The 18670-nt window shown below is 45.1% G+C and carries 18 protein-coding genes; 7 read left to right on the forward strand and 11 right to left on the reverse strand.

What is annotated here, in order from left to right; all coding sequences use genetic code 11:
• Window positions 1–14: 14 nt before the first annotated feature.
• Entirely contained in the window at window positions 15–824 is an 810-nt protein-coding gene (locus DYU05_RS17845; protein ID WP_133300259.1) for a DUF3108 domain-containing protein, read from the reverse strand.
• A gap of 230 nt (window positions 825–1054) precedes the next feature.
• Between DYU05_RS17845 and DYU05_RS17850 the strand changes: the two genes are divergently transcribed.
• The 3 genes from DYU05_RS17850 to DYU05_RS17860 all read left to right on the forward strand — a co-directional run bounded on the left by DYU05_RS17850 (window position 1055) and on the right by DYU05_RS17860 (window position 3512).
• Window positions 1055–2074 (forward strand): sensor histidine kinase, encoded by a 1020-nt coding sequence (locus tag DYU05_RS17850; RefSeq protein WP_117384511.1) that lies wholly within the window; start codon window positions 1055–1057, stop codon window positions 2072–2074.
• A complete protein-coding gene (locus tag DYU05_RS17855) occupies window positions 2071–2793 on the forward strand; it encodes a LytR/AlgR family response regulator transcription factor (RefSeq protein ID WP_117384512.1) in 723 nt (240 codons plus the stop codon). The genes DYU05_RS17850 and DYU05_RS17855 overlap by 4 nt, the downstream gene beginning before the upstream one ends.
• A 278-nt stretch (window positions 2794–3071) precedes the next feature.
• Complete coding sequence (locus DYU05_RS17860) at window positions 3072–3512, forward strand: DUF1569 domain-containing protein (protein WP_117384513.1); 441 nt, start codon at window positions 3072–3074, stop codon at window positions 3510–3512.
• A 264-nt stretch (window positions 3513–3776) separates the two neighbouring features.
• Here DYU05_RS17860 and DYU05_RS17865 read toward each other — a convergent pair whose 3' ends face one another.
• From DYU05_RS17865 to DYU05_RS17885, 5 genes are read right to left on the reverse strand one after another with little or no spacing between them, the layout of a single operon-like run.
• Window positions 3777–4796: an asparaginase gene (locus tag DYU05_RS17865; RefSeq protein WP_117384514.1), complete on the reverse strand. Its 1020-nt coding sequence runs from the start codon at window positions 4794–4796 to the stop codon at window positions 3777–3779.
• A 24-nt stretch (window positions 4797–4820) separates the two neighbouring features.
• Entirely contained in the window at window positions 4821–5588 is a 768-nt protein-coding gene (locus DYU05_RS17870) for a TatD family hydrolase (RefSeq protein WP_117384515.1), read from the reverse strand.
• Window positions 5589–5633: 45 nt separating this feature from the next.
• Entirely contained in the window at window positions 5634–6617 is a 984-nt protein-coding gene (locus tag DYU05_RS17875; protein WP_235854051.1) for an FKBP-type peptidyl-prolyl cis-trans isomerase, read from the reverse strand.
• A gap of 44 nt (window positions 6618–6661) precedes the next feature.
• A complete protein-coding gene (locus DYU05_RS17880; RefSeq protein ID WP_117384516.1) occupies window positions 6662–7636 on the reverse strand; it encodes an FKBP-type peptidyl-prolyl cis-trans isomerase in 975 nt (324 codons plus the stop codon).
• 8 nt (window positions 7637–7644) lie between these two features.
• Window positions 7645–8655, reverse strand: coding sequence for a DHH family phosphoesterase (locus tag DYU05_RS17885; RefSeq protein WP_117384517.1), 1011 nt, complete (start codon window positions 8653–8655; stop codon window positions 7645–7647).
• Window positions 8656–8775: 120 nt separating this feature from the next.
• Here DYU05_RS17885 and DYU05_RS17890 point away from each other — a divergent pair, with 120 nt between their 5' ends.
• Both DYU05_RS17890 and DYU05_RS17895 read left to right on the forward strand, forming a co-directional pair.
• Window positions 8776–9195, forward strand: coding sequence for a nucleoside-diphosphate kinase (locus DYU05_RS17890; RefSeq protein WP_117384518.1), 420 nt, complete (start codon window positions 8776–8778; stop codon window positions 9193–9195).
• 131 nt (window positions 9196–9326) lie between these two features.
• Window positions 9327–9524, forward strand: a complete 198-nt coding sequence (locus DYU05_RS17895) for a hypothetical protein (protein ID WP_117384519.1) — start codon at window positions 9327–9329, stop codon at window positions 9522–9524.
• A 1-nt stretch (window position 9525) separates the two neighbouring features.
• Here the strand turns inward: DYU05_RS17895 and DYU05_RS17900 are convergent, their stop codons facing one another.
• The 5 genes from DYU05_RS17900 to DYU05_RS17920 form a co-directional block, all read right to left on the reverse strand.
• Complete coding sequence (locus DYU05_RS17900; protein ID WP_117384520.1) at window positions 9526–9816, reverse strand: DUF721 domain-containing protein; 291 nt, start codon at window positions 9814–9816, stop codon at window positions 9526–9528.
• Window positions 9809–10909, reverse strand: coding sequence for a DNA replication/repair protein RecF (recF, locus tag DYU05_RS17905; protein ID WP_117384521.1), 1101 nt, complete (start codon window positions 10907–10909; stop codon window positions 9809–9811). The genes DYU05_RS17900 and recF overlap by 8 nt, the downstream gene beginning before the upstream one ends.
• Window positions 10910–11145: 236 nt before the next feature.
• Window positions 11146–12096, reverse strand: a complete 951-nt coding sequence (locus DYU05_RS17910) for a TIGR01212 family radical SAM protein (protein WP_117384688.1) — start codon at window positions 12094–12096, stop codon at window positions 11146–11148.
• Window positions 12097–12410: 314 nt separating this feature from the next.
• Window positions 12411–14000, reverse strand: coding sequence for an anti-phage dCTP deaminase (locus DYU05_RS17915; RefSeq protein WP_117384522.1), 1590 nt, complete (start codon window positions 13998–14000; stop codon window positions 12411–12413).
• A gap of 242 nt (window positions 14001–14242) precedes the next feature.
• Window positions 14243–14635 carry a VOC family protein gene (locus DYU05_RS17920; protein ID WP_117384523.1) on the reverse strand — a complete coding sequence of 131 codons (393 nt, stop codon included), beginning with the start codon at window positions 14633–14635 and terminating at the stop codon, window positions 14243–14245.
• A gap of 137 nt (window positions 14636–14772) precedes the next feature.
• Between DYU05_RS17920 and DYU05_RS17925 the strand changes: the two genes are divergently transcribed.
• Both DYU05_RS17925 and DYU05_RS17930 read left to right on the forward strand, forming a co-directional pair.
• Window positions 14773–15162 carry a DoxX family membrane protein gene (locus tag DYU05_RS17925; protein WP_165852102.1) on the forward strand — a complete coding sequence of 130 codons (390 nt, stop codon included), beginning with the start codon at window positions 14773–14775 and terminating at the stop codon, window positions 15160–15162.
• Between the two features lie 101 nt (window positions 15163–15263).
• Window positions 15264–18668, forward strand: a complete 3405-nt coding sequence (locus tag DYU05_RS17930; RefSeq protein ID WP_117384525.1) for a methylmalonyl-CoA mutase family protein — start codon at window positions 15264–15266, stop codon at window positions 18666–18668.
• The last annotated feature ends 2 nt before the right edge of the window (window positions 18669–18670 follow it).

An 18670-nucleotide genomic window follows, 5' to 3' on the forward strand; every position in this document is an offset into this window, starting at 1 on the left:
TTAATGATATAACCTTACTTCGCCAGATTTACCAGCAGGTTTGGCGCGGCTGCAGGTAGCTTTACTTTGTAGCGGCGCATGCCGCCAAAAGCGTCTTCTTCTTTTAGAAATTCATGATTCTTTTTGCTAATCCAGAATGTTTCGGTAGCGTGGCGACCGCCGTTGTCGCTTTCGTTAAAGAGTTTCCAGCAGTCTACCCTTTGATTATCCAGCGTTGTTATTACTTCGCTCCCGGTAACTTTATAGATGATGTACTCCGGCTTGCCAAAACCTGCGTCATAAAAGTTAATGGCGAATGTTTTGCCCGCGGCGAGCGGCAGCATCTCAAATGTTTCTATATCCAGATTCCAGTTGTAGCATGGCGACGTAAATTCCATTTTCATATCCTTTTGAGTATTACCCGCAACAGTGTCGGCACCGGCAATGCGGCTGTTGCTCCAATTAAAGGACTTGTTCTTGCCTGCTACTGTTTCCGAATGATATACCGGCGAGAAATCGCTTACTTTATTGATGGAGTAACCCGACCTGTAGCTGATGGTATCACCGCCATACCAATGTTGCGTGGTGGCAAATACCTTTTGGCCGTCACGCGTCGTTATCCGGGTATCGCGTAGCCAAAGCCAGAAGCGCAGCACCTTAGGGCTGGCCGGGTTCTGGAAATAAACCAGGTACTGGCGCATACCGGGTTTCAGCGTAGCGGTATTAAGGCGTTTGTCTTTAAGGCGAATGGTATCTACCTGTGCCGAGGCAACCTGGGGTGTAGAGGACAGGAACAGCGCCGCAAGCAGCGCGGCTATTAGTGGTAAGGTGCAGTTTGCTTTCATGATGGTTATGGGTTTAATTACTTGATGGCAAATGTGCAGCGTCATTATGCTCTGGTAAAAAAACTTCAACCACAGGCCGTAAGTATTTAGCAGATTGGCGCTCCGCTTCAACAATCGCTTTTTATTGCCTCTATAGCGCATCCGTTTAACAGAAAGCGGTATTGGTTGAATATTTTGCCAGCGATGTTTAAACCGGCAGCCTCCGTAAGAAATCCTTTGTACTTTAGGGCATGAAATGGTTTGGCGGAAAGCTCAGCATCGTACAAATGCAGTGGATGGCGTGGGTCTTCTTCTTGGTTGTAATTATGCTTACGCTGCTGCAGAACGACAGCCCCGTACAAGCTTTTGCCTATTCCCTGCTGACAACCGGTTTTTACGCCATCATTGTTTACGGCAACATCAGCTGGCTGTTTCCTAAACTGTATCAGCGCGGGCATATAGTGGCTTATGTTTTTGCCGCTATACTCTTCCTGGTGGCGGTTGGCGTAATACGTGGCTTGGTCATCTATACCATTTACAACAGCTTTTTTGCCATGAAGCACGAGCCGCTGACGGTAAAGATCATCTTCAGTGTGGTAACGGGCGGGGTGGTCATTTTCCTGTTCAGCTTTGTGTTTCGCATTGCGCTGGCTTATTTTACGCTTAAAAAGCAGCAGGACGAGATTATAGCCCAGCGCACCCATGCCGAGCTCAACCTGCTGAAATCGCAGGTGCAACCTCACTTCCTGTTTAATACGCTTAACAACATTTATTACGAAGCCTACAAAGAAGCGCCGCGCACGGCTGCATTAATAGAACGCCTCAGCGACATTATGCGCTACTTTGTGGATGAGAGCCCCAAACAACTCGTTTCCATCGCCAGCGAAGTGCAATTCATCGACAACTACATCGCGCTGGAAAAGATTCGCATTCGTTACCCGGTAGATATCAGCTTTACCAAAAACTGCAATACCGCCCTCGCTATCCCGCCTATGCTGCTCATGACCTTTGTAGAAAACATTTTTAAGCACGGTATTGATAAGAGCAGCCCGCAAAACCAGGTTCGCCTGGTGCTGACGGAGGCCGACGGGCGACTTACCTTTACTGCCGAAAACACGTTGCCACAGCAGCCTGCCCTTACCGCTGCATCCGGCTTCGGAATAGCCAACCTGCGAAGGCGGCTGGCGCTTTTGTACGGCACCGACTTTGAACTGATCACCCAAAAAAATGCCGACATTTATACCGCCAGCTTAAACATACCTACAGCATGAACCTCAGGTGCCTTATTATAGATGACGAGCCAAATGCCGTAAGCCTGCTGGAAATGCTGATAGTACAAACTACACAGTGGCAGCTGCTGGGCAAGTGCTACAACGCGCTGGAAGCAATGGATTTCCTGAAGAAGAACACTGTCGACTTCCTGTTCCTGGATATAAACATGCCGCACCTTACCGGCATGGAACTGGCCGCATTGCTGCCGCGCGAAACAAAGATCGTGTTCACTACTGCCTATGCCGAACACGCCGCGGAAAGCTACACCTATCAAACTATCGACTACCTGCTAAAACCTATTACCCTTAAACGATTTGTAGCAGCTACCCAAAAGATAGAAGCCGCATTCGCTCAGTTGCCTGTTACCGCGCCAATACCATCGCCAACTGCAGCGGAGCCCGACGCAGGACACTTTTTTGTAAAGACAGGCAAAACCCTGCGCCGCGTATTGCTGAATGACATACTGTACTTTGAGGGCGAAAAGGAATACGTTCGCCTGGTTACCTCTGCCGAAGAATTGCTGGTGTACCGCCGGCTAAAGGACATTGAAAGCCAGCTGGCCCACCCTTTTGTGCGTGTACATAACTCCTACATTGTAAACACCCAATTGCTCAGCAAAGTGCAGGACAACCACATCCACACCGGCAGCAAACAGATCCCCATATCCGAAAAGTTCCGCGACGGGTTCATGGCGGTGATAAATAAGCGGTTGTTTTGATTGATCTGTTAGTCCGAACTTGTCGAAGACCTGTACGCTTTGCTAATGGTTCGACAGGCTCGCCAAGACATTTCACTACCATCAAACATTCGCTCCTGTCAGTCTGAGCTTGTTGAAGACCTGTGCGCCTCGCTAGTGGTTTTACAGGCTCACAATGACAACACGATAGCATGCAACTTAGCCATCAGGCCCGATGTCGCTATTGCCCTCTCCATCTGCCGCAATTGCCGCCTTTGAATATTAAAAAGCGACGTATATTTGCTGCATACCAGCCATTTATGAACACTACACTTGATAAGGATGCCCGCCTTGCGCTGATCCTGCGCATAGAACAACTTAATACCAACAGTACGCCCAAATGGGGCAAAATGACGGTTTACCAGATGCTGAAACATTGCCGCATGTGGGAAGAGATGGTGCTGGGCCAAACGGTGTATAAGCAATCGTTCATGGGCAGGCTGTTCGGCCGGATAGCGCTGAAGGATATGTTAAGCGACAAGCCGTTGAAGCCGAGCCTGCCTACTGTACCGTCGTTTAAGATTAAAGATACGGGCGACACGGAGGCCGAGAAGCAGCGCTGGATAGCCCTGCTGCAACAGCAGGGCCGAACACCCGGGCAGGGCTTTGTTCACCCGTTCTTTGGTAAGCTCACCGCCGAACAGGCCGGCCAAATTGCCTACAAACATATAGACCATCACCTGCGGCAGTTTGGCGTGTAAATTTGCATGCCTGCGCCAAAATCAGCGATTAAAAACATTGGAAAATTGACGCCGGTTTTAACCTGTGGTTTACCCTATTACTTGCAAATTTATTTGAAAATAGCCGGTAAATTTGTGTGATTTTTAAAGATTACGCATCAGGTTTTTTGCAAAAAACTGCACTTCAGCGTTAATTTAAACGTTTTTTGCCCGCAGAGCACCCTCGGCAAAAAAGTGTTCAATTTGCCACCGGCACAAAAAACGCTGAACACTTGAACACCTTTCTTACGACTCGGTGAGCTCGCCGCGGAGGTCCATTTCCAAGCAGCGTTTCACCTCTTTGGGGTCATCTATCTCGCCGAGGAGGTACATCATTTTAGTAACAGCGGCCTCGTAGGTCATGTCGTACCCATTAGCTACGCCAATATCTTTTAGTTGCTTACTGGTTTCATAGCGGCCAAGTTCTACAGTGCCCACCTTACATTGGGAGATGTCCAGCACTACCTTGCCGTTGTCTATGGCGGTCTTTAGCAGGTCTATAAACCATTGATCTGTAGTGGTGTTGCCTGCGCCAAAAGTTTCCATAATAATACCACGCACGTCGGCATTAAGGATGGTTTCTACCACTTTAGGGCTTATGCCGGGGTAAAGCTTAAGTACGGCTACGTCGCTCACCAGGTTGCTGTGTACCTTTAACGGGCCCTCACCCGGCTGGCGGATGTCGTTAGCGCTAAAACGCAGGTGCACACCTGATTCTGCTAGTATAGGGTAATTCGGCGACCGGAACGCCTCGAACTTGCTGGAGTTGTATTTAAACGCACGGTTACCGCGGAAGAGCTTGTAATCAAAGTAGATACAAACCTCGGGCACACGGGCATGCTCGTTCTTTTTCGACTTGGCAATCTCAATGGCGGTCATGAGGTTTTCCTTAGCATCTGTACGTATAGCACTAATAGGCAGCTGTGACCCGGTGAAAACTACCGGTTTAGACAGGTTCTGCAGCATAAAGCTCAGCGCAGAAGCAGTAAAAGCCATAGTGTCTGACCCATGCAGGATAACAAAGCCGTCCACACTGTCGTAATTAGCTTCAATAAGCCCGGCAAGTTCGCTCCATACCTCAGGGTTCATGTTGGAGGAATCGATGATCTGCTCGAACGAGTGTACCTTAATTTTGCAATTAAGCTTCTCCAGTTCGGGCACGTTGTCCATTATCTGCTCAAAATTGATTGGGATCAGCACTTTAGTAACCGGGTCGGCCATCATACCTATGGTACCGCCGGTATATATGATGAGTATTTGGCTCATTACGCAGGTTTATCGTTAATACGGTTATACGCCAAAAACTTTAACAGAGTTTTCGGTAGTGATGTGTGCCACGTCGGCAATGGTCGTGTTTTTAAGTTCCGCTACGCGCTGGGCTATGTACGTTAAATAAGAGCTTTCGTTAGGTTTACCGCGGTACGGAACAGGTGTAAGATACGGAGAATCAGTTTCTAAAACTATATGCTTTAAATCAATTTCCGGTATCACTTTGTCTAACCCGCCGTTCTTATAAGTTACCACGCCACCTATGCCCAGGTAAAAGCCAAGGTCAGTAATCTCTTGCGCCTGCTCCAGTGAGCCTGTAAAGCAATGAAATATGCCGCGCAGCAGTTCGTTCTTCTCCTGCTGCAAAACTTCGTAAACCTCGTTAAAAGCATCGCGGCAATGTATTACAATTGGCAGGCGAAGTTGCTTGGCCCATTTTATCTGCAGGCGGAAAGCTTGTATCTGTTCATCCAAAAAGGTTTTGTCCCAATAAAGGTCTATACCTATCTCGCCTATGGCATATACCTGGTGCTTGTGTATTACTGGCTGCATTAACAGCAGTTCATGTTCCCAGTTCTCTTTAACTGAGCATGGGTGCAGGCCTATCATCGCGTAGCAATTATCCGGATAAGCTTTCAGCAGGTCATCCATCAGCGGCATAGAAGCGCTATCTACATTGGGCAGAAATAGCCTGCTTACACCGGCATCAAAACAACGCTGCATTAAAGCTGCACGTTTACTCTCGTCGGTTTCGTAATACAGGTGGGTATGCGTATCGGTAAGCACCATGGGGCAAAAATAAAAAAGCCTTCGTTTGCGGAAGGCTTTTAAGTGTCAATTTTTCTTTTTAGCAGCAGGTCGTTTCCTTACAGGTGCTTTAGCAGCGCCCTTCGGAGTATTTGCAACCGCTTTCTTGGCACGGATAACCTTTACAAGTTCCACATCAAACACAAGGGTGTTAAAAGGTTTAATATCTTCCCCTGCCCCCTTCTCACCATAACCCAGGTCTGAAGGGATAACAAATGTTGCTTTCGAACCCTGGTTCAGCAGCAGCAAACCTTCGTCCCAGCCGGGGATAACGTTACCTGCACCTACTATAAACTTTATCGGTTCATATGGGCGGCCGGACATTTCTATCCCTGCGGCTTTCGCCTCTGTTTGGATGCTGGTATCAAACACCTTACCACGTGCGGTACGGCCTACATAGTTTACGTAAACGCTGTCGCCTCTTAGCGGCTTTATGCCTGCCCCATGTTTAGTTACCACATATTTAAGCCCGGAAGCTGTAGGAGTAACTGCAAGCTTATGGTCTTTTATATACGCATCGCCAACCGCTAGTTCATCGGCTTTGTATTTGGCCATGGCAGTGTTACGTTCTGCAATGGCATCATTAAGGCTTTGCACCTTATCAATTTTAACGGTATAATTAATGTAACCGCCTTTTTTCAAGAAAGCAGGGATATCTGTTTCATGCCCTTTAAACACACTGTCTACCGGTACTTTAACCACCGCGCTATCCTGTACAGACAGTAGCTGAAAAACTTCCATAAGGTCGCTTGGGTTCCGTGATGCCTGCACCTGCGCTTTTACCGGACTACCCTGCGCATAAGTGCTAAACAGCAGCGAATCCTTATCAGTACGCTGGGTAACATTAAAAGTAATCACATCATTAAGCTTAACTTTTTCTCCGGTACCTTTGGCTACAATCTTGCATTGTACACCACCAGCCAGCGTTTTGGTCTCCTGTGCGCTAGCCGCATTACCTGCAAATGCTGCTATAAACAGCGTATAAACAATCTTCTTCATCTTATCGCTCATAAAAAAGCCTCCCGCAAAGCAGGAGGCTGTATATCATTTCTTAATTATCTCATCGCAGGTGGCTGCGGTGCAGTTGTTTTAGGTGCATTAGGGTTAGCTTTCACAATATCCACTACTTCTAACGTGAAAGTGATTGGCGCAAGCGCTGGAATCATCGGCGGAGCGCCCTGCTCGCCAAAAGCAAGACCTGACGGAATAATAAAAGTAGCCTTTGCTCCCTTGTTCAGCAGCTGCAAGCCTTCGTCCCAGCCTTTAATAACTTTGCCCTCACCTACCGGGATACGGATTGGCTGGTATTGGCGACGCGGGTCAACCGGCATTTTGCTGTCTTTAGCTTGTTTCTCAGCATCTTCTTTAACGCTGGTATCAAAAATTTTCCCGTTAAGCAATTTGCCTGTGTAATTTACAACGGCAGTATCGCCGGCAACAATGTTAGGGCCTGATCCCGGCTTGTCTATCTGGTATTGTAAACCAGATGCTGTAGTTTGCAGTTTAAGCTTGTTGTCATCTGCATACTTTTTAATTCTGGCAGGTTCAGCTTTCTTAACTGCTTCAATCTGGCCTTTCATATACTCAGATATTCTGCCCTGGAAAACAACATCAGTAAGGCTGCCGCGAGGAATCACCTTTTCTACTTTAATATCATACACCAGGTATTTGCCTTTTAAGCCTGGTGGCTTTGGCTGGCCCTTTTTGAATACCGAGTCGATATTCATTTTGAAGGTAGCGCTGTCGCCTTCACTCAGCAGTAATAAACCGCTGGCAATATCACCTTTTTTAGAATTTGGCGGCATAACGCTTGGAGATGGACGGCCTTGCTCGTAGGTGCTGTAGATAACAGAATCACCTTCTGTTTTAAGTACCAGGTTCACGTTTAAAAAGTCGCCTGCTTTAATGTTGGTGCCCGACTTATCGGTATGTATATCGTAAAGCAACCCGCCTTCGGCCTGCTTAAATCCGCCTTTACAGCTTGCCAGGCCAGCGGCAGCAAGCGCTATAATCACTAAGTTTTTTCTCATTTTAAAGTTTACTGTATTAATAGTTTTTTATATTCTGGTAGTATCGATTTAAATTCTGCCACGACCTCGTCAAGGCTTTTGTTTGATTGCCCGCCCGACGCGTTGCGGTGACCGCCACCGCTGAAGTATTTCTTGCATATTTCATTAGCCGGAAACTCTCCCTTAGAACGCAGCGAAAGCTTTACCATATCTTTCCGCTCCACAATGAAAGCAGCAAGCCTTATGCTGGCAATAGAAAGCGCGTAATTAACAATACCTTCTGTATCGCCGGTGTTTACGTTAAACTGTTGTATGTCGGCTTTACTAACGTAAATAATGGCAGTATTGTATTCAGGTAATATTTCAAGCTTATTTGCCAAGCAGTAGCCAAGGAAGCGCAACCTGTTTTCTGATGAGCTATTATAAATAAGATCGTGTATGCGCCAGTTAACCGCGCCTGCATCTATCAAGTCGGCTACTATGCGGTGCACCTCTGCAGTGGTGTTGGGCAACCTGAACGAAGCCGAATCGGTTAAAATGCCGGCATAAAGGCAACTAGCAACGTCTTTGTTGATGTACTCTTTATAGCCAAGCTCGTTAATAATAAACCCGTAAACCAGTTGTGCGGTAGCACATGCGTTTATGTTCCAGCAGCGGTAATCATCAAAATCCTGCGGCTCCAGATGATGGTCTATCATTACCTTGTAAGCTTTGCTTGCGCCCACCAGTTCGCCCAATTGATTGATGCGGCTAAGGTGATTAAAGTCAAGGCAAAAAATAATGGCAGCTTCGGCAACCAGTAACGCTGCCTCTTCGGTATTTTCCGTATAGATGATCACCTCTTCATTACCGGGCATCCAACTTAAAAAGTCGGGGTAATCGGTAGGGGCAATAACCTTCGCATGGTGGCCAAGCTGTACCAGGTAATTGTACAATCCTAATGACGAACCCATAGCATCTCCATCAGGTTTATGATGGGTGGTGATAACTATTTTTTGGGGCTGGGCTAAAAGTTCTTTAAGCGAGGCTAAATCCAACATCAATTATAAAACGAGGTGCAAAGCTAAATAAATTAATTAAATACAAGTGGCTTATTTAAGCGTAAAAGCTTTATGTTTCAGATGTAAAAGCCTACTTTTGCACCAATTTTTAAATACAAAATGAAAACGAACAGAACATTTACAATGATAAAGCCTGATGCTGTTGCAAACGGGCATATCGGCGCAATTTTAGACAAGATAACCAAAGCTGGTTTTAAAATTATAGCCCTTAAATATACCGCTCTTACAAAAGAAAAAGCAGGCGAATTTTACGCAGTGCACCAGGAACGCGGCTTTTTTAATGATCTGGTAAGCTTCATGACTTCAGGCCCGATTGTAGCTGCTATTCTCGAAAAAGAAAATGCTGTAGCTGATTTCCGTACGCTTATTGGCGCTACTGACCCTACTAAGGCTGATGAAGGTACTATACGTAACCTGTTTGCAAAATCAATAGAAGCAAATGCTGTACACGGATCAGATTCTGACGAAAATGCCGAAATAGAAGGCAACTTTTTCTTTAACGGATTCGAAAGGTTCTAGTAATCAACATACTCTGCCCGGTTGTAATAAAAGTTGCAACCGGATTTTTTATGCCCTGTTCTTTGCGGTTTGTAAATAAGTTTACTAGCTTTACTTAGTTACCCAATTTTCCACCCGATAAAGTTAAGATTATGAAGCTGCTAATTAGATACACAATTTACTCTGTTATAATAGTTGTGCTTTTATTACTTGCTTTAGATGTGTACCGCTTTCACCCCGAAGCGCAGTTCGCTTTCATTTTCCCGGGCATATTTCTGCTGGCCTTTTCAAGTATAATGGACGATGCCATGAAAGGCATATCTTCACGCTTGCGATTAGGACGCAGGTAGGTTAGAGAAAAATAATTTCCTCTACCAATTGGGTTTTGGCTTCCTCGTTAATGCCGGCGATTATTTGTGTGCGCATCATAACCAATTCGTTTTTAATTACGCTTGATTCCATTCTTACAAAAAGCTTTTTATCACGTATATAAATTTCTTTTGTACGGTTGGCAACCGCTTTCCCAACCAGCTTTGGCCATAAAGTGGTTATTCCTGTTTCATCGTACCGGCGCTTCAGCTTGTAAACATTAAGCATCTGCTCAATAGCTTCTTTAATGGATTTGTCGTTTGTTTTACGCATCAATATTTCCTCCGGCTACTTTAAATAACTGCACCTCAACGTCAATCGCCTTAAAAATACCCTCCACCCGAGCTACGCTGGTGTCGGTTATTAATACCTGCCCAAAATCATTATTGCTCACCATTTGCATTAATTTTGTAACACGGCCTTCATCCAGCTTGTCAAAAATATCATCAAGTAAAAGCAACGGCTTAAACCCATTCTTTTGTGTTAAAAAGGTGTATTGTGCCAGTTTAAGTGCAATTAAAAAGGATTTTTGCTGCCCTTGCGACCCAAACTTCTTCATCGGCAGTGTATGTATGTTAAAGCTCAAATCATCTTTATGAATACCTGCCGTGGTACGCTCTAGTATCCTGTCGCGCTCCAGGTTTTTATTTAGCAGAACTTCCAGCTTGTCTTTCAGCAGTTGCGATTCGTAAACAAGCTCCACTTCTTCAGCGCCATCGCTTATAAAATTGTAATGCTGGTTAAATATAGGCGTGAACACTTCCATAAACCCACGTCGCTTTTCAAATATCCGCGTGCCCGATAAAGCAAGCTGCTCATCAAGCACAGCCATCAGGTCGGGGTCGTAACGGCCGGTATCCGAAATTTGCTTCAACAGGGTATTGCGGTTTAGCAGCACACGGTTGTAAGCGATCAGCTCATCCAGGTATTGGTTATCGGTTTGAGAGATTACATTATCTATAAACTTACGCCGCTCTTCGCTTCCTTCTATAATAATGCTGATATCGTAAGGAGAAACCATCACCAGGGGCAATAGACCAATATGATCCGCTAGCCGCTGGTAGTCCTTTTTGTTGCGCTTGAACTGCTTTTTTTGGTTACGCTTAATACTGCAGGCAACTACTTCTTTTTGACCGTTTTTAACAAATACGCCGTTAATCATAAAGAAGTCAGCACCCTGCTTAATCTGTTGGCTATCAATTGGATTGAAATAACTTTTACACAGCGACAGATAATGCACGGCATCCAGCAGGTTGGTTTTACCTGCGCCATTGTTACCTACAAAAGCGTTAACGCCTTCACTTAGTGTAATGCCCGCTTCGGTATAGTTCTTGAAATTTAAAAAGGATAGCTGCTGCAAATGCATGGGCTACAAATTTAGTTATTTTAGTTGATGATGATTAGGAATATATAGTCTGTAAGTTCCGTGTCAAGGTATTAATTTTGAGGCTACATTATTGCGATGAAGAAAGCAATTTCCAAATAAAATGGTCGCCCCAAGCATGTCTATGATTGCGCCGGCCCGCTTCAGCGTGAATGCTTACAACCCTTTTTGCACGCGGCGGAGAGAGAGTCGACAGCGAAGCATGTTGGGCGAGTAAACTATAACCCGCTGCCTTGAACCACGCCACGCTGCAAGATGCGTTGGTCTATAAAGTACTGTATCTCACTTTTTTTTAGACCCCAGTTTGGAGCAATGAGCAATTCACGGTCGCTAAGGCCAAAAAGGCGTTGAATGATAATGTCCGGACGTACCAGCGGCAGCAGGTCGCATAGGAAATCGGCGTACTCTTCCAGGCTGAACAGCTTAAAAGGTTCGCGTTTATATTTTACGCCCATCACACTGCCTTCTACAATGTGCAGGTGGTGGAACTTTACAAATTTTATCTGCTTAAAACGGTTTATCTCGTTGGCATAGGCCAGCATCATTTCGCGCGACTCGCCCGGCAATCCAAAAATGGTGTGAACGCAAACATCCAGTTTGCTGTTCTCTACCAGTGCCAGGGCTTTTACCAGTTCGTCATGCGTGCAGCCACGGTTTATCATGGCGAGCGTATCGTTATAAATGCTCTCCATACCCATTTCCAGGTCCACATCGAACCTATCGGTATAGCTCTCGAGCAAAGCTATTTTTTCTGCATCTATACAATCCGGACGAGTGCCAACACTCAGGCCTACTATGTCTTCAGTGCCATAGCTAAGTGCTTCGTCGTACAGCATTTTAAGGTAATGTGCCGGTGCGTAGGTGTTGGTATTGGGCTGAAAGTAAATAATAAACTTATCCGCTTTGTTGCCCCGGCGGGCACGTTCCATACCCTCAATCACTTGCTGGCGAACGGTAGGCGCGTTGCGGCTAACAGAAGGCGTAAACGAATCTACATTGCAGTATGTACAGCCGCCATAGCCCTTGCTACCATCGCGGTTGGGGCAGGTAAAGCCGCCATCCACAATAACCTTAAATACCCTGTGCCCGGGGTACTTCTCCTTAAGCCAAGGGCCGTAGTTGTTGTAACCTTTCTCCCAGGTTGGCGCTATGGTATCGTTCTGCTGCATTAATGCAAAGATACGGATTTTGATTGGCCGGGTACCTATTAGAGTGAGAAGCGGCTCAAACTGATAGATGATAACGATTGCGGTAATCGTTATCATCTACATTATAATATAGGTTTTCCGTAAAAGTGATATAGAAGTGTAATTAGAAACTCTTCGAGTTCTTCACAATAAATGTTGCAAACTTTCTGAGGGAATAATGATTTAAATTCACAACTCTGCCATTATCAAACCGAGTACTTTCTACAGCTTTGGCAGGGAAATTCAGCTTCAGCTGCTTCCCATTATTGTTCTCATTATTTTTCATGATGTATGAATTATAAAATTCCTGACTCTGTTAACGAATGTACTGATTGCATTTCTAAAGTAGGTAGTGCCTGCAAAGTTAATCTAGATTTAGGATATATTTTCTTTTTATCGATAACAATTACTTTTCCATCAATTCCCTTTCTTGGACTTTTCAATGTGAAAAATTCCAGGTAACGTCTAGGCGCTACTCCGTCGAACATCAAAATTTTCGTTTTGTTTTCATTGCTATTTTCGTCTTCTGTGAGCGCATCTTCATGTAAAATTGTTCCTAAACTTTTTTTGTATGGTTCAATGTAAAATATCTCCTTTATACCTGCAACAATTATATGTCGAGCACAATTATGACAAGGATATGTTGTACAAAATAACTTTCCACCTATCATTCTCCGTCCGGCTAACTGACTCCCAATAATAATGGCATGCATCTCAGCATGCACAGAACGAGAAAATTCTATCAAATCTTTCACCTTTGAATTAGAACGGATGGTCTTTTTCAACGTTTCGGTTATTTCCCTTATCTCTAGTTGGGTTTTGCTAGCAAAAAGCATTTGATGCAGGGTAGTATTTGAAAGAATATTTTTTGCTATATCTTCAGTCAAATCATCCTTCTTTAAATCATTACTGCATAATTTTGTAGTTATGCAACGATGGTCTTCCTGATCGCCATCTTTATAAAGATTTCCACCAAACTTTGGAACATCATTCCACCCTCTAGAAATAATTTCTCCTTTGTCATTGGTTATAGATGCTCCAACTTGCCTTGACAGACAAGCTGAATTACCAGCAGCTGATTTGGCTTCATACATCGCAATTTCATCAGGTGCTGGAGTGACTATTTCACTTTCAAAAATAATATTTAAAAATCTAGAAAGTTTTGTATTGACATTATGCTTGTTAGCTTCTGACACTCTTATAAAAAAATCTCCCTCTATGAAAGTGTTTCTTACATTTTGACCATGTGTGTTATTTTCGTACTCATCGGTTGATATCAGTTTATCAATTTCTGTATGTGAAAGATTTTTTCGAGCCAATATATTTCTTTTTTCAAAATCAGGAGAAAACACGCTAATGCAATAGAAAATTCCACCGTATACTGCTCTCAGTAAATCAAGCTCTTCTTTGTTTTTAAGCGAGTCTATAATGTAACATTTGCGGCGCGTTTTCAACTCTATTATGAGTTCATTTATATCTTGGTCAGTATTAACGACATCTCTTCCAAATCGTTCATTCAATATTTGCATTATTGCAAACTCAACAAGACAAGAATTACTATTGGTTTTTTTACGTAACTGGTCCCCACCCTCTATTTTATTCATTAATTCAGTAAACTGTCGTGTTTGACCAGGTTTTTCAATAAGCTCGATGTTATTATACTCAGAAATAAAATTACTCAATTTAATAACCTGAACTTCATAATTATATGCGTCGCTCATTTGGTGTTTCAATGATTGGATTACTTCTTCCCTCATTGATCCTATCGGAGCACAAATTCCAATTATTATTTCTTCTGTTAAGGTATTTTCAACTTTTTGTCTAGATGTTTGGCTTCTAGTGATTTCAACTTTTTGCTCAATTAGGTTTCGTAAGGATAGGGACATGCGCTTAATCGGTTTATGTCGCTAATATAATATATTCAACCCCTATTTTTTGCAATTCAACTTGATAACAAGAGTAGTTAAGTTTGCCGTAGTTAAGCATGTTAATACGCGTCTTCATAGTAGTGTGCGGAAAATCGGCAAAAATAGTCCGGCAGTAACAAGCGTTGCAATGTTGCGATAATCGCAGTAGGAGGCAACAGTTTTTAACATGTAAGTTTATTATCTTTAATTGTTACACGTCGTCACGCTGAGCGCTGAATTAAGTCCCATAGATTTCCATACAGATCTTGAAAAACCGCGACCGTTCCGTAGCTTTCGACTACTGGTTTCCGCACAAAGGTGATGTTATTGGCCAGCATGTTGTTATAATCACGATTAAAGTCATCTGTTTCCAGAAACATGAACACCCTTCCACCGCTTTGATTACCAACAGCGGCCAATTGCTGATTGTTAGTCGCTTTCGCCAGCAGCAGGCAACAGCCTGCACCACCTTTCGGCTGAACAAGCACCCACCGTTTGAAGCTGTTTAGCTGTGTATCCTCTACTAAGTTAAAGTTCAGTTTATTTACATAGAAGCTTATTGCCTCGTCGTAGTCTCTAACAATAAGAGAAATATGGATAATGGATTGCTTCATGTTATATTAAGCTAGATTAGGAATAATTTTCTTCATATACACATGCAAGCTTTTATATCATCATAGTTGTAAAAATTTGCTTGTTAATGCAGTAATCAGTGGGGTATTTTTTCACCTTTACAGAAAGAAGCATTTTCGTGAAACTCACAATACTTATCTCGCGCCTGCTGCTGGGCTTTTTGTACCTGGTATTCGGGCTGGACTACTTTCTGCATTTTATACCCTACCAACCACCTTTGCACCCGGGCAATGCGGGTATCTTCAAAGCAGGGTTAATGGCGGCAGGCTACTTTTACCCCATGCAAAAAACCATACAGGTATTAGGCGGTTTAAGCTTACTCATTAACCGGTATGCGCCGATAGCTGCTGTGGTGTTGTTCCCGATAAGCCTTAACGTACTGCTATTCCATACCCTGCTTGCACCTGAAGGCTGGCTGATGGGCGTTTTCCTGATAGTGCCCAATCTGCTCTTAGGCTTAGGCTGGTGGAAATACTACAGGAGCATGTTTGTGCGCAAGGCGGAGTAACAGCAGCCAGAACTCATAAATTATAAGCCTTTTACCACGAACAATAACTATGCATGCATAGTTTATTTATTTAGATTTGCACCCCTAACCAATAGCCCTGCATGGAAAGTATTCCACCATATAACCCCACGCATAAAATACGTTTTGTTACCGCCGCCGCATTGTTCGACGGGCATGATGCTACTATTAACATTATGCGCCGCATACTGCAAAGCACCGGTGCCGAGGTGATACACCTTGGGCACAACCGCAGCGTGGAAGAGGTGGTTACCTGCGCCATGCAGGAAGATGTACAGGGTATTGCGCTTACAAGTTACCAGGGCGGGCATTTAGAATACTTTAAATACATGCGCGATCTGCTCAACGAGCGTGGGGCAGCACGCATAAAAATTTTTGGCGGTGGTGGTGGCGTGTTCCTGCCTGACGAGATACAGGAACTGCACAGTTATGGCATTACCCGCATTTACACACCGGATGACGGCCGACACATGGGCCTGCAGGGTATGATAAACCACATGATGCAGGAATGTGATTACCTCACCCCAACCCTATCCGCACAGGACGAGGCGAATAATGCTGTTTCTATCGCGCGCAGCATAACTGCAGCGGAACTGGGCAGTGCACAACCACCCATTACTCACAACACTACACTTAGTCCACCAGTGCTGGGCATTACCGGCACTGGCGGTTCGGGAAAATCGTCGCTGGTAGATGAGTTTGTACGCAGATACCTGATGCAAACGGATAAGACGCTTGCTATTATTTCTGTAGACCCCAGTAAACGCAAGACCGGCGGCGCCCTCCTTGGCGACCGCATCAGGATGAACGCCATTAACAGTTCAAGGGTATACATGCGTTCGTTGGCTACACGGCAGGCAAACCTGGCCTTGAGCAAGCATGTACAGGAGGCAATCGACATTTGCAGGCAGGCTGGCTATGACATGGTGATTGTGGAAACTTCCGGTATTGGACAGTCGGACACGATGATCACTGATTACTGCGATGTTTCGCTTTACGTGATGACACCTGAATTTGGCGCGGCTACCCAGTTGGAGAAAATAGACATGCTGGACTTTGCCGATCTGGTAGCACTCAATAAATTTGATAAACGTGGTGCGCTGGACGCGCTGAGAGATGTTCGAAAGCAGTACAAACGCAACCACCAGCTGTTTGATGCTAAGGACGACGACCTGCCGGTATACGGCACTATGGCTTCGCAGTTTAACGATCCGGGTATGAACACCCTCTTTGCCGCCATCATGCGGAAAGTACAGGAGAAAACCGGCGTTAGTTTAATAAAAGAAAATACAACATTATTCGCCACTGAAGGCGAATCTGAAAAGATATACATCATTCCGCCTGACCGGGTACGCTACCTTGCTGAGATAGCGGAAAGCAGCGCTGCATATACAGAATGGGTAAATGAGCAATGCCGTATAGCCCAGCAGATGTTCCAGGTTAAAGGTGCCATGGAGGTATTAGAAAAACACACGCCGGGCGTTTATCAGGGAGAAAATACTACCGGGGAATCTCTACAAGATGCTTACACCCACCTGGAGAGCCACCTGCACCCGGATTGCAAACGTTTGTTAAAGGAGTGGCCTGGTAAAGTTAACCGCTACAAAGGCGATGAATTTGTATATAAAGTGCGCGACAAGGAGTTTAGGCAGTCATTGAAGTATACTTCACTCGCAGGATTACAGATCTCCAAGATTGCGCTGCCAAAATACGAGGCCTGGGGCGATGTGCTGCGCTGGCTGCTTACAGAAAATGTGCCCGGCGAGTTCCCGTTTGCGGCAGGCGTTTTCCCGCTTAAGCAGGAGGGTGAAGACCCTACGCGAATGTTTGCCGGCGAAGGCGGGCCAGAGAGGACCAACAAGCGCTTCCATTATGTTTCTATGGGACAGCCGGCGCAGCGCCTATCCACGGCCTTTGACTCGGTAACCCTTTACGGCGAAGACCCGCACATCCGGCCTGATATATATGGTAAAATCGGCAATTCGGGAGTGAGTATTGCCACATTGGACGATGCTAAAAAACTTTATTCCGGGTTTGATCTTTGTAATCCGTCCACATCGGTAAGCATGACCATAAACGGGCCTGCACCTATGCTGCTGGGCTTTTTCATGAACGCCGCTATTGACCAGCAGTGCGAGCTGTACATCCGCAAGAACAAACTGGAGCATTTGGTTGAGGCTAAATTGAAAGGACAGTACGATGATAAGGGCAAGCAACGGCCTGCTTACGCAAATTTTGAAGAAACCTTTGCTAAAATTGCCGGTTCGGCAGGAGGATTACAAGGTGCCAACAATGGCCTTGGATTAATGCTGCTTGGCATTACCGGCGACGAGGTGCTGCCTGCCGAGGTATACGAAAAAATTAAGGCATCCGCTATTTCCAAAGTAAGGGGTACCGTACAGGCAGATATCCTTAAAGAGGACCAGGCACAAAACACCTGCATATTCTCTACAGAATTTGCTTTGCGGATGATGGGCGATATGCAGCAATACTTCATCCGCAATAAAATACGCAACTTCTATTCGGTCTCCATATCGGGCTATCACATTGCAGAAGCCGGCGCCAACCCCATAACACAACTGGCATTTACTTTAAGCAATGGCTTTACTTATGTGGAGTACTACTTAAGCCGCGGTATGCGTATAGATGATTTTGCGCCAAACCTATCGTTCTTCTTCAGCAATGGTATCGACCCGGAGTATTCAGTGATCGGCCGGGTAGCACGCCGCATTTGGGCCAAAGCGATTAAAAACAAATACAAAGGGAACGAGCGCTCTCAAAAACTCAAGTACCATATCCAAACCAGCGGACGCTCGCTGCACGCGCAGGAGATAGACTTTAACGACATTCGCACCACCTTGCAAGCGCTCTATGCTATTTACGATAATTGCAACTCGCTGCACACCAATGCTTATGATGAGGCGATCACCACCCCTACCGAAGAGTCGGTACGACGGGCTATGGCTATACAGCTCATCATCAATAGGGAATTGGGCCTTGCTAAAAATGAAAACCCCATCCAGGGATCGTTCATCATAGAGGAACTGACCGACCTGGTAGAGCAGGCTGTACTTACAGAATTTAAAGCCATTAACGACCGTGGCGGCGTGCTTGGCGCTATGGAGACCATGTACCAGCGCAGCAAAATACAAGAGGAATCGCTCTATTACGAAACCCTTAAGCATACCGGCGAGTACCCTATAGTTGGCGTAAATACTTTTTTAAATCAAAAAGGCTCACCTACTATCATCCCTGCCGAAGTGATCCGCGCTACCGAAGAAGAGAAGCAGGCGCAGATTAAAAACCTGGACGCTTTTCAGCAGCGGAATGCAGCCAAAGCAGGCGAACTGCTAAAACGTTTACAGCAAACAGCAATTGCAGGCGAAAACATATTTGCCGAACTGATGGAAGTATGCAAGTATTGTAGCCTTGGTCAAATTAGCCACGCTTTGTACGAAGTTGGCGGGCAATACCGGAGGAATATGTAGTT

The organism is Mucilaginibacter terrenus (genome assembly GCF_003432065.1).
In the GTDB taxonomy this organism is placed as follows: Bacteria; Bacteroidota; Bacteroidia; order Sphingobacteriales; family Sphingobacteriaceae; genus Mucilaginibacter; species Mucilaginibacter terrenus.